Annotated in this window: 11 protein-coding genes; 6 read left to right on the plus strand and 5 right to left on the minus strand. The window is 65.9% G+C overall.

Going from position 1 to position 12,669, the window contains the following annotated elements:
- Window positions 1-45: 45 nt before the first annotated feature.
- Together BM382_RS04255 and BM382_RS04260 are read left to right on the plus strand one after the other, a co-directional pair.
- Window positions 46-1,683: a molecular chaperone DnaJ gene (locus BM382_RS04255; protein ID WP_072441963.1), complete on the plus strand. Its 1,638-nt coding sequence runs from the start codon at window positions 46-48 to the stop codon at window positions 1,681-1,683.
- Entirely contained in the window at window positions 1,680-2,657 is a 978-nt protein-coding gene (locus BM382_RS04260) for a DUF3829 domain-containing protein (RefSeq protein ID WP_072441965.1), read from the plus strand. Before BM382_RS04255 ends, BM382_RS04260 begins: the two co-directional genes overlap by 4 nt.
- A 53-nt stretch (window positions 2,658-2,710) precedes the next feature.
- On the opposite strand, the gene BM382_RS04265 is transcribed toward BM382_RS04260, so the two are convergent.
- The gene (locus BM382_RS04265) at window positions 2,711-3,382 is read right to left on the minus strand and encodes a DUF3313 domain-containing protein (protein WP_011061129.1); all 672 of its coding nucleotides are present in this window, start codon (window positions 3,380-3,382) and stop codon (window positions 2,711-2,713) included.
- Window positions 3,383-3,594: 212 nt separating this feature from the next.
- Here BM382_RS04265 and BM382_RS04270 point away from each other — a divergent pair, with 212 nt between their 5' ends.
- A complete protein-coding gene (locus BM382_RS04270) occupies window positions 3,595-5,952 on the plus strand; it encodes a tetratricopeptide repeat protein (RefSeq protein ID WP_072441967.1) in 2,358 nt (785 codons plus the stop codon).
- Window positions 5,953-6,091: 139 nt separating this feature from the next.
- Here BM382_RS04270 and BM382_RS04275 read toward each other — a convergent pair whose 3' ends face one another.
- Together BM382_RS04275 and BM382_RS04280 are read right to left on the minus strand one after the other, a co-directional pair.
- Window positions 6,092-6,586: a DUF934 domain-containing protein gene (locus BM382_RS04275; RefSeq protein ID WP_011061127.1), complete on the minus strand. Its 495-nt coding sequence runs from the start codon at window positions 6,584-6,586 to the stop codon at window positions 6,092-6,094.
- Window positions 6,583-8,256 carry a nitrite/sulfite reductase gene (locus tag BM382_RS04280; RefSeq protein WP_019095208.1) on the minus strand — a complete coding sequence of 558 codons (1,674 nt, stop codon included), beginning with the start codon at window positions 8,254-8,256 and terminating at the stop codon, window positions 6,583-6,585. Before BM382_RS04280 ends, BM382_RS04275 begins: the two co-directional genes overlap by 4 nt.
- A 267-nt stretch (window positions 8,257-8,523) precedes the next feature.
- Here BM382_RS04280 and ccoN point away from each other — a divergent pair, with 267 nt between their 5' ends.
- Both ccoN and BM382_RS04295 read left to right on the plus strand, forming a co-directional pair.
- Window positions 8,524-9,951, plus strand: coding sequence for a cytochrome-c oxidase, cbb3-type subunit I (gene ccoN / locus BM382_RS04290; protein ID WP_011061125.1), 1,428 nt, complete (start codon window positions 8,524-8,526; stop codon window positions 9,949-9,951).
- Between the two features lie 62 nt (window positions 9,952-10,013).
- Window positions 10,014-10,232: a hypothetical protein gene (locus BM382_RS04295; protein WP_011061124.1), complete on the plus strand. Its 219-nt coding sequence runs from the start codon at window positions 10,014-10,016 to the stop codon at window positions 10,230-10,232.
- Between the two features lie 138 nt (window positions 10,233-10,370).
- Here the strand turns inward: BM382_RS04295 and BM382_RS04300 are convergent, their stop codons facing one another.
- Together BM382_RS04300 and BM382_RS04305 are read right to left on the minus strand one after the other, a co-directional pair.
- A complete protein-coding gene (locus tag BM382_RS04300) occupies window positions 10,371-10,862 on the minus strand; it encodes an SET domain-containing protein (protein WP_015635490.1) in 492 nt (163 codons plus the stop codon).
- A gap of 183 nt (window positions 10,863-11,045) precedes the next feature.
- The gene (locus tag BM382_RS04305) at window positions 11,046-11,834 is read right to left on the minus strand and encodes a helix-turn-helix domain-containing protein (protein ID WP_072441969.1); all 789 of its coding nucleotides are present in this window, start codon (window positions 11,832-11,834) and stop codon (window positions 11,046-11,048) included.
- A gap of 78 nt (window positions 11,835-11,912) precedes the next feature.
- Here BM382_RS04305 and BM382_RS04310 point away from each other — a divergent pair, with 78 nt between their 5' ends.
- Entirely contained in the window at window positions 11,913-12,605 is a 693-nt protein-coding gene (locus BM382_RS04310; RefSeq protein ID WP_011061121.1) for an aspartate/glutamate racemase family protein, read from the plus strand.
- The last annotated feature ends 64 nt before the right edge of the window (window positions 12,606-12,669 follow it).

Here is a 12,669-nt window from a genome sequence, read left to right on the forward strand (position 1 = left end):
GCCACTGCCCGGGCGCGGCGGTCTTTCATGGAGTCGTACCGCCCAATGAGTTGCTGGACCCTGCTCGGCCTGCCGGCCACCGCCGATACCCGCACCATCAAACGCCACTACGCCAGGCTGCTCAAGCAGACCCGCCCGGATGAAGACCCGGTGGCGTTCCAGCGCCTGCGCGAAGCCTATGAATCGGCGCTGGAGCAAGCCCGGTGGTTGGGCATGCAGGAGCAGGATCCACATTCGGACGAAGACCCGATGCCGCTGGCCGGGCAGGCGCCGCAGGGCCCAAAGCCGCTGTCGCCGGCGCAGCGAGTCGCCCCCTTGCTGGAGGGCATCCGCATCGAGCAACTGGACCTGCGCTATCAGCAGGCGATCCAGAGCGACTGCCTGCTGGAGTTCGAGCTGGGCCTGTTGCGCCACTGCGTGGAACGCCCGGACCAGTCGCAACAGCTGCTGGCCTGGGCCTTTGCCACGTTCCACTGGCTCAGCGCCTGGCAGCGCCTGGAACTGCCGGAGTACCTGATCGATGCATTGCTGGAACAGTGCCAGGAAAAGCTCTTGCAGCCCCTGCAGGACGCCCTGGCCCAGCGCGACGACCAGGCTCTGCTCCAGGCCTACGCGCAACGCCAGCAGCAGCCCTGGCTGAACAGCCTGGACCAGGGCCAGTGGTTCAACCTGCAACTGGTGGAGCTGCTGCTCAACAGCCCCTACTGGTCCAGCCCGGGGTTCGCCGCGGTGTGTGCCGGCCAGGGCTGGCACAACGGTGCGGACAACTCGTGTCCGGCGCTGGAATGGGAGCGCCTCAAAGCCCGTGACGAAGCACCGGTATTCATTGCCCGCCAGCAGGCCCTGGCCACCCAGGCGCCGGCCAGCCCGCAACAGCGCGCCGCCTACCTGCTGCTGGCGCCCATCAGTTTCACCCGCCGGCGCAACTTCGCCCGGCGCCTGCGCCCCGATGACTGGGCCTGCTGCCGCCAACTGAGCTCGCGGCTGCACGCCAATCACCCCGAGGTATCGGCCGGCATGCCCGGCGGCACGCCGTTCTTCTGGCGCGACTGGGAGTTCGCCTTCAACGCCTGGCCCATGTACCTGGGCATTGTCCTCGCCTGCCTGGCGGGGGCCGTGGCCCGCTATGCGCCGCAAGCCGGCAGCCTGGGGGAAATCATCGGCGTGACACTGTTCTGGAGCACCTGTTTTGCCGGCGCCGGGGCCCTGCTGGGGTGGCTCTGGCAGCCTCTGGCTCACCGCCTCTGGGTACGCGACCAGGCACTCGGCGCACGTCTGCCGCACTGGCTCGACCCGGACCGTGAGGTGCTGGTCCTGCGCGACCTGCTGCCGGCCCTGCTGATCAGCGGTGCCCTGGGATATTTCTGCGGCCCGGTCAGCGCCGCCACTTACCTGGCCGTGCTGCTGGGGGTGGCGAGCCTGCGGCGCCGCGAACTCAAGGCCCAGGCTTCCTGGGAAAAACCCGCTCCCTGGCGCCGGCGGCTGTTGATCGGCCTGGGCTGCATGGTGCTGGTGGCAGGCCTGGGCAGCCTCCAGCTGATCACCAGCCAGCGCACGCTCAACCCCAACCAGGGCCTGCAGCAATGGAGCGAACGCCTGTGCGCGCGCATGCCCGCCAATGCCGAGGGCTGCACGGCCCCGGCCACCGCCCGCCAGTGGTACGGCCAGGAGAGGCAGCCATGAACCCCAATTGGTTGCTGCCCATCGGCCTGGTTCTGGGGTTGACGCTGGTCGGCCTGGCCGGGGCCAGCAAGCCCCTGGGGCGCCTCGACCTGTGGCTGGACCACCAGGACAGCCCGAGCACCGCCCAGGCCAATGCCCTGGCGCCGATCGTCAATTGCATGAACCAGGTGGATGTACCCTGGCGCCTGGCCCACCAGGCCTTCATGGCCGAGGGTGCGCCCCGGGCCAAGGCGCCCGAAGCCTACGACCTGTATGCCTACAGCCACCAGGACATCGACGCGCTGTACCGCCTCAACTGCCCCGGCAGGATCACCGACAAGTTGCAGGTCCTGGCCCCGGACAGCCCTTTGCTCCGCGCCACCGTGCGCTATCTGCAAGTGCTCGGGCCCTTCGCGGCCCTGACCAAGGATTCCTTCATGCGCAAAATGGGCATCGGGCGGCCCCTGACCGAGGCGCAACTGGATGAGTTTGCCCGCCAACTGGCGCAACAGAGCGAGGCTTACCTGGAAGCTTCCAACGCCGTGCGCCGGTTGCTCCCGGCCCTGGATATCGAACCGCGCAGCCAGCAACTGCTGCGCCTGGAGCAGCGCCTGGGGCGCAATGCCCACTGGGCATTGCTCGATTACATGATCCAGGCCCGCAGCACCGTGGAGTTTGTCGAGGCAGGCGTACGCCAGCAAAGCCTGACCCCGGACCAACTGGCGCAGGTCACCCGGCAGTTGCGCCAGACCTGGGACGCTCGGCAGCAGTACCTGAAAACAGGCCAGCCGGACAAGAACACCGAGCAGGTGCTGTACCTCTGGCAACTGATCGCCCAGCCCGGCGAACAGTACCTCAAGGCGCTGGACACCCTGCACCGCGACTGGCAGCAACATGCCGAGCCGCAACGCCTGAGCGACGACTACCACGCAGTGACCCAGGGTTACGACCAGATGCTCTACCACTACAACAAACTGGCGCGCAGCCAGTACTGAAACCGAACGATGGCCGCGGCACCTTTCAAGATGCCGCGGCCATCAACGGTCGGTCACTTTTTCTTCAGTTGCAGGTAGGACTGGTGCATGTCATAGGCCCAGCCGTCGATGACGTTCTTCACGTCGCTGGCCTGCATCACCTGGGTGTCGTTTTCCAGGGGCTTGCCGGTGCCTTTGCGAACCACTTCGGCAATCACCGCGTGGGTGCTGCCATCCAGGAACGCCGCCTCGGTGGCCAGGGTGGTTTCCTGGTCGCGGATGCCACTGGCGGTGCTCACCGCCGCCGCCACCAGGGCCACGGGAATGATTTCATAGGGCTTCAGGCCCTCGGTCTTGCTGGTGACTGCGGTAATCGCCGCGCGCACCACGATCACCCCCGGGCCCGGGCCGGTGGCCAGTGGCAGGGATTTGCTCACCTCGCGCTGCAGTGCCTGGTCGTAGTAACGGGTGATGGCGGTCAGGGTGCTCTGGGGGATCTTCGCCGTCGGCTGCGGCTGCGGGTAGAACTGGGTCGGTTCGATGTACACGCTGCTGTAGTTGCTCAGCTTGAGCTTGGGATCGATCCAGCGCATCACCTCCACGCCGGAGGGCGACTTGGCTTCCTTGAGCTGGCTGTAGTCGCTGAGAAACCCGGAGTACTCGTCAGGCTGGGGCACTTTGCTGGAACAGCCCACCATCCCGAGGGTGGCAAGGCACAGCGTGCTGAGGGTCAGAGCAAGCTTCATGTGTAACTCCTGTAGGTGCAGCAGCCAGGGACTGGCTAGGGGAAATTAAGGTATAGCCAAAAGCCGGCGCTTTGCCCCGCCGGCGCGGGTTGTTTGTCACGGCTTGCGGGCTGATTCACAGCCCGGATTTGACAGACCGGCAGCTGCCGTCAAAGCTCCATCGAGCCTGAGAGTGCCGATCAAGGCACCGCATTCTGGATACGGACGTCGCAATGCCCAAGCCGAAGAAGAATAACCCACGCTCGACACCCCCTGCTTCAACTGCACCTTCGCCCCACCGCTACCTGTTCCCCTTCGGCGCCCTGCTGTTGCTGCTGGTGCTCGGCGGGCTCGTCTGGTTCCTGCTGGCCGAACCGCCCCGGCTGGCGGCGCCGCAGGTGGCTGCGGCCCCGCCCCCCGCCCAGCCCAAGGCCGTGCCGGCGCTACCGGCCGCCCAGTACGTCGATGAACAGGCCTGCCAGGGCTGCCACCAGGCCCAGGCCAGGGACTGGCAAGGCTCGCACCATCAACTGGCGATGCAGGAGGCCAACCCGCAGACGGTGCTGGGCAATTTCAATGAACAGCGTTTCAAGGCCGAAGGCGAAAGCACCCGGTTGTTTCGCCGCGGGACCGAGTTCTGGGTCAACACCCCCGGCGCCGACGGCAGGCCCGCGGACTTCAAGGTGGCCTACACCTTCGGCATCGAGCCCTTGCAGCAATACCTGATCGAGGTCGGCCAGGGACGCCTGCAAGCCCTGGGCGTGGCCTGGGATACCCGCAAGCAGCAGTGGTTCCACCTGTATCCGGGCCAGGGCGTTAACTTCAAGAACCCGCTGCACTGGAGCAAGCCCAGCCAGAACGCCAACTTCATGTGTGTGGAATGCCACACCACCGGCTACCAGCGTAATTTCAGCGCCAGCCAGGAGCGCTTCGACAGCCGCTGGAACAGCCTCGGCGTTGGCTGCCAGGCCTGTCACGGCCCGGCCTCCAACCACCTGCAGGCCACGGCCAGCAAGGCCACCCTGGCCAACGCCGGCTTCGCCGTGGACCTCAAGGCCGCAAGCGCCACCCAGGAGATCGAGACCTGCGCCCGCTGCCACGGCCGGCGCGCGCCCCTGGGCGACGGCTACCACGTCGGCCAGCGCCTGATGGATGACTACCTGCCCAGCGCCCTGACCCGGGAGCTGTACACCCTGGACGGCAAGATCAAGGACGAGGTGTTCGAATACGGCTCCTTCGCCCAGAGCAAGATGTTCGACAAGGGGGTGCGCTGCAGCAATTGCCACAACCCCCACAGCACCCAGCTCAAGGCCCCGGGCAACGCCGTATGCCTGCAATGCCACAACCCCGCCGGCAAGAGCGCGGCAGCCGGCATCGACGGACGCGGGTTGCAGGCCAAGGATTACGATTCCCCCGACCATCACCGGCACACCCCCGGCCAGCCCGGTGCGCAATGCGTGGACTGCCATATGCCGGGCAAGGTCTACATGGGCAATGACTATCGCCATGACCACAGCTTCAGCCTGCCCAACCCGCTGCGGGCGCAGAAGCTTGGCACGGCCGATGCCTGCCTGGGCTGCCACCAGGGGCAACAGGCCGGCGAACGCATCAGCCGGCAGTTCCGGTTATGGACCGCCAACAGCCCACCCCAGCCACCGCGCTACGACGACAGCCTGTGGTTGATCCGCGGCGGCCACCCAGGGGCAGCCCAGGCGTTGCAGGAACAACTGCAGCGCAGCGATCTGCCACCGATCCGGCGTGCCACCCTGCTGGCCGAGCTGGCCAACTATCCCAGTGCCCAGGCACTGCAACTGGCTACCCAGGCCCTCGGGCATGCGGACCCCCAGGTGCGCGAAAGCGCGGTGCGAGCCACCAGCGCCCTGGTGCCGCCAGCCGAACGTGGCCCGCTGCTGGTGCCCCTGCTGCAAGACCCGGTCAAGGCCGTGCGGATCACCGCGGCTCGCGATCTGCTGGGCGCCGCGCGCAGTGGCCTGGGCCCGGCTCAAGGGGCCTGGGACAAAGCCCTTGGCGAATATGAAGCGGTGCAGTTGAGCCTCGTGGAGCGGGCCGAAGCCAACCTCAACCTGGCCATGCTCTACCAGGCCAGCGGGCGCGGTGCCGAGGTCGAACCCTACCTGCGCGCAGCCTTGCGCCGCGACAGCGACTTCTTCCCGGCCCTGGTGACCCTGGGGCAGTGGCTGGAAGCCAATGGCCGCAGCCAGGAGGCGCAGCAACTGCTGGCCCAGGCCCTGCAACAGCACCCGGAGTCGGCGCTGCTGCAGCACACCCGGGGCCTGAGCCTGATTCGTGGGGGCGACACTGCCCGGGCCATGGCCGCCATGAAAAAGGCCGTCGAGCTGGAACCGCAGAATGCTCAGTACGCCTATGTGCTGGCAGTGGCCCTGCACGACAGTGGCCAGCAGGACGCTGCCAACCGTCAGTTGCAAGCCCTGCTGCAGCGCCAGCCGACCCAGCGCAATGCGCGCCTGAGCCTGATCCAGTACTACCTGGAGAGCGGCCAGGAACCCAAGGCCCAGGCACTGATGCAGCAATGGAAGCAGCTCAACCCCGGGGACCCGGCGTTGCAATAGGCGGGGTGGCAAGGAGGGCTCGGTTACCCGAGCCTTCCTAAAACCAATCAAACAGGATCAACTATCAACTTTAATATATTGATTTTAAACGACTATTTATTCCAGAAATTACATTAACCAGCGCAACCGCGCGCCACCTTCAGCGCCGACGAAACAGCGGCCGCGGCTCGATCACCGAGCGGCCATACAGCACGCTCATCCCCGCCAACCCTTTGAGTGCGTCCAGCGCGCATTTGTCTTCACGCACGGCAAAGCTGTCGAAGCCGCATTGGCGCATATGGCTCAACTGGTCGCGCAGCACATCGCCAATCGCTCGCAATTCGCCCATCCAGCCCAGGCGGGTACGCAGCAGGTAGGCCTGGCTGTAACCCCGGCCATCACGAAAGCTGGGGAAGTCCACGGCGATCAGCGGGATCAGCTTGAGCCAGGGCTTGAGGCTTTCCACTTCGTCATCCGGGCCTATCCATACGCCGTCCCGGGCCGGGTGATGCTCGATGCGGCGCATCAGCCACAGGGCCAGGGGCAGAATCAGCGGCCCGTCCGGCAATGCGTCGTCGACCCCGCGCACCAGGCTCCAGGCATCGTCTTCCACCCGTTGGGCTTCGCCTTCGTGCAAACGCAGCAGGTTGTTCATGCCAGCGCCTCCACGGCCTTGGGATAGACCCGCTCCTTGAACGGCTCCAGGCCGATGCGCTGCAGGGTCTCGACGAAGGGTTCGTCGCTTTCCCGGTAGCGTACGAAGGTGGCGATGATGCGTTCGATCACCTCGGGGATTTCCTCGGCGCTGAAGGACGGGCCGATCACCTTGCCCAGGGCGCTGTCACGGCCCTTGGCCCCGCCCAGGGTGACCTGGAACCACTCGCTGCCGTTCTTGTCGACGCCGAGGATGCCGATATTGCCGATGTGGTGATGGCCGCAGGCGTTCATGCAGCCGGAAATGTTCAGGCTGATGTCCCCCAGGTCGTGGAGGTAGTCCAGGTCGTCGAAACGCTGCTGGATGGCCAGGGTAATGGGGATCGAACGGGCGTTGGCCAAGGCGCAGAAGTCACCGCCCGGGCAGGCGATGATATCGGTCAGCAACCCGGCGTTGGCGGTCCCCAGGCCATGCTCGCAGGCCCGCTGCCAAAGCTCGAACAGGCGCGACTTGGGCACATCCGGCAGGACGATGTTCTGTTCGTGGGCAATGCGGATCTCGCCAAAGCCGTAGTCCTCGGACCAGTCGGCCACCGCTTCCATCTGCTGGCCGGTGACGTCACCGGGTGGCGAGGCCGGGCCCGGCTTGGTCGACAGCACCACGCAGGTGTAGCCCGGCACCTTGTGCGGGTGCACGTTGCGCGCCACCCAGCGGGCGAAGGCCGGGGACTCGGCCAGGTGGCTGCCGTACTCCAGGTCGGTGTCCGCCAGGCGCTCGTAGATCGGCGGCACAAAGGCGCTGGCCACCCGCTGGAATTCGTCCTCGGTGAGCTGCGCCGGGCCGTCCCTGAGGTGCTGCCACTCCTCCTCCACTTCCCTGGCGAAGGCCTCGATGCCCAGGGCCTTGACCAGGATCTTGATCCGCGCCTTGTACTTGTTGTCCCGCCGGCCGTAGCGGTTGTAGACCCGCAGCACCGCTTCGACATAGGACAGCAAGTGCTGCCAGGGCAGCCCGTCGCGGATCTGCAGGCCGAGGATCGGCGTGCGCCCCAGGCCGCCGCCGACTATCACCCGCAGGAGCATCTCGCCGTTGCGGGCACGGTAAAGATAGAGGCCGATGTCATGCATCATGATCGCCGCGCGGTCCTGCTTGGCCGAGCAGATGGCGATCTTGAACTTGCGCGGCAGGAACAGGAATTCCGGGTTGATGGTGGACCACTGGCGCAGGATCTCCGCCAGGGGGCGCGGGTCCAGGTATTCGTCGCCGGCCACCCCGGCAAAGGCTTCGGTGGTGATGTTGCGCACACAGTTGCCGGAAGTCTGGATGGCGTGCATCTCCACTTCGGCCAGGCGCTGCAGGATGTCCGGCACCTGGGCCAGCTCGATCCAGTTGAACTGCAGGTTCTGCCGGGTGGTGAAGTGGCCGTAGCCGCGGTCGAAGTCCCGGGCGATGCTGGCCAGGGTACGCATCTGCCGGGCGCTGAGGGTGCCGTAGGGAATCGCCACCCGCAGCATGTAGGCGTGCTTCTGCATATACAGGCCGTTCTGCAGGCGCAGGGGCAGGAACTCCTCCTCGCTCAGTTGGCCGCCCATGAAGCGCTCGACCTGGTCGCGAAACTGCGCCACCCGCTCAAGCACCAGGGCCCGGTCATAGTCGTCGTACTGATACATGTCCCTACCTCATCGAAGCTGATCGTGCTCTAAACGGCGCGTGTTGTGAGGGGGCGACTATGCGCGTACGGCGCAGAGCGTTACAGATTCAGGTAAAAACTAAAAAACCATATCAGCCAAGGCTGCACCACCGTAGGCATGAGGAAAATCTGATCCGTATTAATGTGGTTTTTCTGAGCCTGTTTTGTTTCCCCGCTGATTCCTACAGTGCACCCCGTGCCAGACCGGGTGGCCTGGCAAGACTTTGCAACCGTGGAAGCATTGACCATGAACTCAGCAACAATCGGACAGGCCTACAACTACAAGGTGGTTCGCCAATTCGTCGTCGCAACAGTGGTATGGGGCGTGATCGGCATGGCCATGGGGGTGTGGATTGCCTCGCAGCTGGTGTGGCCGGAGATGAACCTCGACCTGCCCTGGAGCACCTTCGGCCGGCTGCGGCCGCTGCACACCAGCCTGGTGATCTTCGGTTTCGCCGGCAGCGCGCAGTTCGCCGCCAGCTACTACGCGGTCCAGCGCACCTGCCAGGTGCGGCTGTACTCCGACACCCTGGCCGCCTTCACCTTCTGGGGCTGGCAGTCGGTGATCGTGATCATGCTGATCACCCTGCCCCTGGGCTACACCACCACCAAGGAATACGCCGAGATCGAATTCGCCGGCGCGGTGTGGATGGCGGTGGTCTGGGTCGCCTACGCGATTGTGTTCTTCACCACCGTGGTGCGGCGCAAGAGCCAGCACATCTACGTCGGCAACTGGTTCTTCGGCGCCTTCATCCTGGTGATCGCCATGCTCCACGTGGTCAACCACCTGTCGATCCCGGTGGACTGGTTCAAGTCCTACCCGGTGTATTCCGGGGCCACCGACGCGATGGTCCAGTGGTGGTACGGGCACAACGCCGTAGGCTTTTTCCTGACCACGGGCTTTCTCGGGATGATGTACTACTTCGTGCCCAAGCAAGTCGGGCGCCCGGTGTACTCCTATCGCCTGTCCATCGTGCACTTCTGGGCGCTGATCACCCTGTACATCTGGGCCGGCCCGCACCACCTGCACTACACCGCGCTGCCGGACTGGGCCCAGTCCCTGGGCATGGCCATGTCGCTGATCCTCCTGGCCCCGAGCTGGGGCGGCATGATCAACGGCATGATGACCCTCTCCGGGGCCTGGCATAAGCTGCGCACCGACCCGATCCTGCGCTTCTTGGTGCTGTCCCTGGCGTTCTACGGCATGTCCACCTTCGAGGGCCCGATGATGGCGATCAAGACCGTCAACGCCCTGTCCCACTACACCGACTGGACCATCGGCCACGTACACGCCGGTGCCCTGGGCTGGGTGGCGATGATCACCTTCGGGGCCATCTACCACATGGTGCCCAAGGTCTTCGGCCGCGAGCAGATGTACAGCGTGCCGCTGATCAACCTGCACTTCTGGCTCGCCACCATCGGCACCGTGCTGTACATCGCCTCGATGTGGGTCAATGGCATCACCCAGGGCCTGATGTGGCGCGCGGTGAACGAAGACGGCACCCTCACCTACTCCTTCGTCGAGGCCCTGGTGGCCAGCCATCCGGGGTTCGTGGTGCGTTTCGCCGGCGGCGTGTTCTTCCTCAGCGGCATGCTGCTGATGGCCTACAACACATGGCGCACCGTGCGCGTTGCCGATGAGCGCCTGGCGCTGAGCGACGCCCGGATCGCCTGACCCACCTGCCCCACGCCGGCCCCCGTGGCCGGCGTGTTGCGTTTCAGGGAGCCTGAAAACCCATGGATATACTGCTCAACCTGCTGGGGGTGGCGTTTCTCTACCTCTGCATCGAGTACTGCCTGCGTCACCAGAGTGCCAAGAGCCTGGACGACGCCAGCCTGATCCCCTTCGCCGACGACCCCGACGTAGCCCGCCGGGTGGAGCTGGCCACGGGCAAGAAAATCAACGCCGTGGCGCCGGAGGAAGCCAAGCCGGGTTGGATCAACCTGGATATGTAGAGCGCTTTGGCTGGCAAGCCAGCGCCAGCAATCCCCTGTAGGAGCCGGCTTGCCGGCGAAGGGGCCAGCACGCCTCGCGCAATCCCGGGCATCGCTTTCGCTGGCAAGCCAGCTCCTACAGTGGGGGTATTGGCCGGGTCAGGCGCGCTCGCGGGGGATCAGGCTCTGCAACTGAGCGGCGAGGAAATTGCCGTCAAAGGCAAAGACGTCAGGGTCCTTCAAGCCATTGGTCTTGCGCCATTGCCAGCCGCCCGAAGCCTCGCCGACCAGGGACACGCTGCCCAGCCGCGCCGCAGTCAGGCCAATCACCGCCAGGGAAATCTGCCCTTGGGGGCCCATCACATCCGGCACGAACTCCACCGGTTTGCCGGCGATATGGATGGTCAGCTTCTCGCTCTTGAAGGTCGAGACCTCCAGCGGCACCGCCGGGCTGAAGGCCACATAGGGCTCGCGCTGCAACGCCAGCAGGTCCGGCAGCAATACCGGCGCCAGCCAGTCTTCGATCTGCCCGAACAATTGATGAATGCGACGCGCCCAGACCACCGACTGGCTGTCGAACAGCTGCTTCTTGTGGGCTTCACTGGCCGCGTAGTGGCGCAGCATCTCGCCCAGTTGCTGGATATCGTCCATTGTGCTGTGTCCCTGGCTTCGACCTTTGAGAACAGCAGGTCGCCGGCCCTGAGCATGGCAGATGCCGGTGTCGGGCGTTGAGTTGTTTGCCCGCCGGCTCGCCGAGCCCTGTAGCTGCGCCCACCGATGATGATCCTGCGGGCCGCTGGCGACGATCACTGGCAAGGCATTACCAGGCAAAATCTACAGCGCAGTATCCGCCGCTCGGCGCTGAAACTGCAGCCGGTACTGACGCGGCGTCAGGCCGGTGGCTTGGCGCAAGGCGCTGCCCAGGTGGGACTGATGGGCAAAACCACAGTCCTGGGCAACCGCCGCCAGGGGCAGGTCCGTGTGCTCCAGCCGCCGCCGGGCCGCTTGCAGCCGCACCTCGGTGATCCAGGCATGGGGCGTGATGCCTACAGCACGACGAAAGTCGCGCAGCAGGCGCAGTTCGTTGTGGCCGTAGGTCAGGGCCAGTTGCGCCAGTGACAGGGGCCGGGCGTATTCATCGGCCATCTGTTGCAGCACCTGCCCCAGCTCCGGGGCCGGGGCTGGCGCTGCCCGCCCGGGCTGGGCCAGCCCCAGAAACGCCAGCGCGCATTGCTCCAGGGCCAGCTCATCGGCCTCGGGCGCCAGCAGCAGGCGCCTGGCTTCGCGCCCCAGGGCCAGGGCGCGGGCATGCCCCGGGCTCTGCATCCGGCGCTGGCCAGGAACCAGCGGCGGCGCGCCCTGCCAGCGCAGCAGCAGGTATTCGCCGCCCATGGCGGATTCGGAAAACACCTCAATGCCTGCGGGCGTCAGGGCCAGGGTGCCGGGCCAGGTATCGAAATCCTCGCGGCGGTCGGAGTCGATGGCATGCACCCCGCGCTGGCGTTCCAGGGTCACCCCCATGGTCTGCCACTGGGCCGGATCGCGGGCGCTGTAGGCCGCGGCCGGCAGCAGTTGCAGCAGCAGGCGGCCGTCCAGCAGGCGATGTTCGAGCACCTGGGGCATGTGAAATTTCCTGATAGATCGCCACCCGTGGCGGCGTGAAACTGAGGCTTACCCAACCGCACCACAGAGGAGTTGCCCATGCGCACCATCGGCCTGATCGGCGGCATGAGCTGGGAGTCCAGCGCCGAATACTATCGCCTGATCAATCAGCAGGTTCGCGATCGACTGGGGCCGCTGCGTTCAGCGCGGCTGTTAATGTACAGCGTCGACTTCGGGCCTGTCGAACAGGCCCAGCATGCCGGGCGCTGGGACGACGCGGCGGCGATCCTGGTGGAGGCAGCCCGGCGCCTGGAAGCCGGCGGCGCCGAATGCGTGGTGCTCTGCACCAACACCATGCACAAGGTCGCCGGGCAGATAGAGGCCGCCATTGGAGTGCCCTTTGTGCATATTGCCGACCCCGTGGTGCAGGCCGCCCAGGCAGCCGGCACCCTGAGCGTGGGGCTGCTGGGCACAGCCTTCACCATGGAGCAGGCGTTCCTCAAAGGCCGCCTGGAAGACCAGGGCCTGAAGGTGCTGGTGCCCGATGCAGCGCAGCGCCAGGCGGTGCACCGCATCATCTATGAGGAGCTGTGCGTGGGCGTTGTCAGCGAGAGCTCGCGGCGGCTGTACCAACACGTGATCGACGGGCTCCAGGCCCGTGGTGCCGAGGCGATCATCCTCGGCTGCACGGAAATCGGCCTGCTGCTCAAGCCCGAGCACAGCGCCCTGCCCCTGTTGGACACCACCGAATTGCATGCCCGGGCGGCGGTGGATTTCGCTTTGCTGGAGTGAACGTCAAGGCCCGCAGGGCCTTGCATGGCGATCGCCTGCCGAACCTCGGGCGGCCACAGGATCC

Origin of the sequence: Pseudomonas sp. NFPP25, assembly GCF_900116505.1 — a bacterium.
Taxonomy (GTDB): domain Bacteria; phylum Pseudomonadota; class Gammaproteobacteria; order Pseudomonadales; family Pseudomonadaceae; genus Aquipseudomonas; species Aquipseudomonas protegens.

What these genes read in the sequence shown, in the direction of transcription:
- BM382_RS04280 (WP_019095208.1), bottom strand. Translation starts at nt 8,256, where the DNA reads ATGTATCAGTACGACGACTATGACCGGGCCCTGGTGCTTGAGCGGGTG.
- BM382_RS04260 (WP_072441965.1), top strand. Translation starts at nt 1,680, where the DNA reads ATGAACCCCAATTGGTTGCTGCCCATCGGCCTGGTTCTGGGGTTGACG.
- BM382_RS04310 (WP_011061121.1), top strand. Translation starts at nt 11,913, where the DNA reads ATGCGCACCATCGGCCTGATCGGCGGCATGAGCTGGGAGTCCAGCGCC.
- BM382_RS04305 (WP_072441969.1), bottom strand. Translation starts at nt 11,834, where the DNA reads ATGCCCCAGGTGCTCGAACATCGCCTGCTGGACGGCCGCCTGCTGCTG.
- BM382_RS04270 (WP_072441967.1), top strand. Translation starts at nt 3,595, where the DNA reads ATGCCCAAGCCGAAGAAGAATAACCCACGCTCGACACCCCCTGCTTCA.
- BM382_RS04295 (WP_011061124.1), top strand. Translation starts at nt 10,014, where the DNA reads ATGGATATACTGCTCAACCTGCTGGGGGTGGCGTTTCTCTACCTCTGC.
- BM382_RS04265 (WP_011061129.1), bottom strand. Translation starts at nt 3,382, where the DNA reads ATGAAGCTTGCTCTGACCCTCAGCACGCTGTGCCTTGCCACCCTCGGG.
- BM382_RS04275 (WP_011061127.1), bottom strand. Translation starts at nt 6,586, where the DNA reads ATGAACAACCTGCTGCGTTTGCACGAAGGCGAAGCCCAACGGGTGGAA.
- BM382_RS04255 (WP_072441963.1), top strand. Translation starts at nt 46, where the DNA reads ATGAGTTGCTGGACCCTGCTCGGCCTGCCGGCCACCGCCGATACCCGC.
- BM382_RS04300 (WP_015635490.1), bottom strand. Translation starts at nt 10,862, where the DNA reads ATGGACGATATCCAGCAACTGGGCGAGATGCTGCGCCACTACGCGGCC.
- ccoN (WP_011061125.1), top strand. Translation starts at nt 8,524, where the DNA reads ATGAACTCAGCAACAATCGGACAGGCCTACAACTACAAGGTGGTTCGC.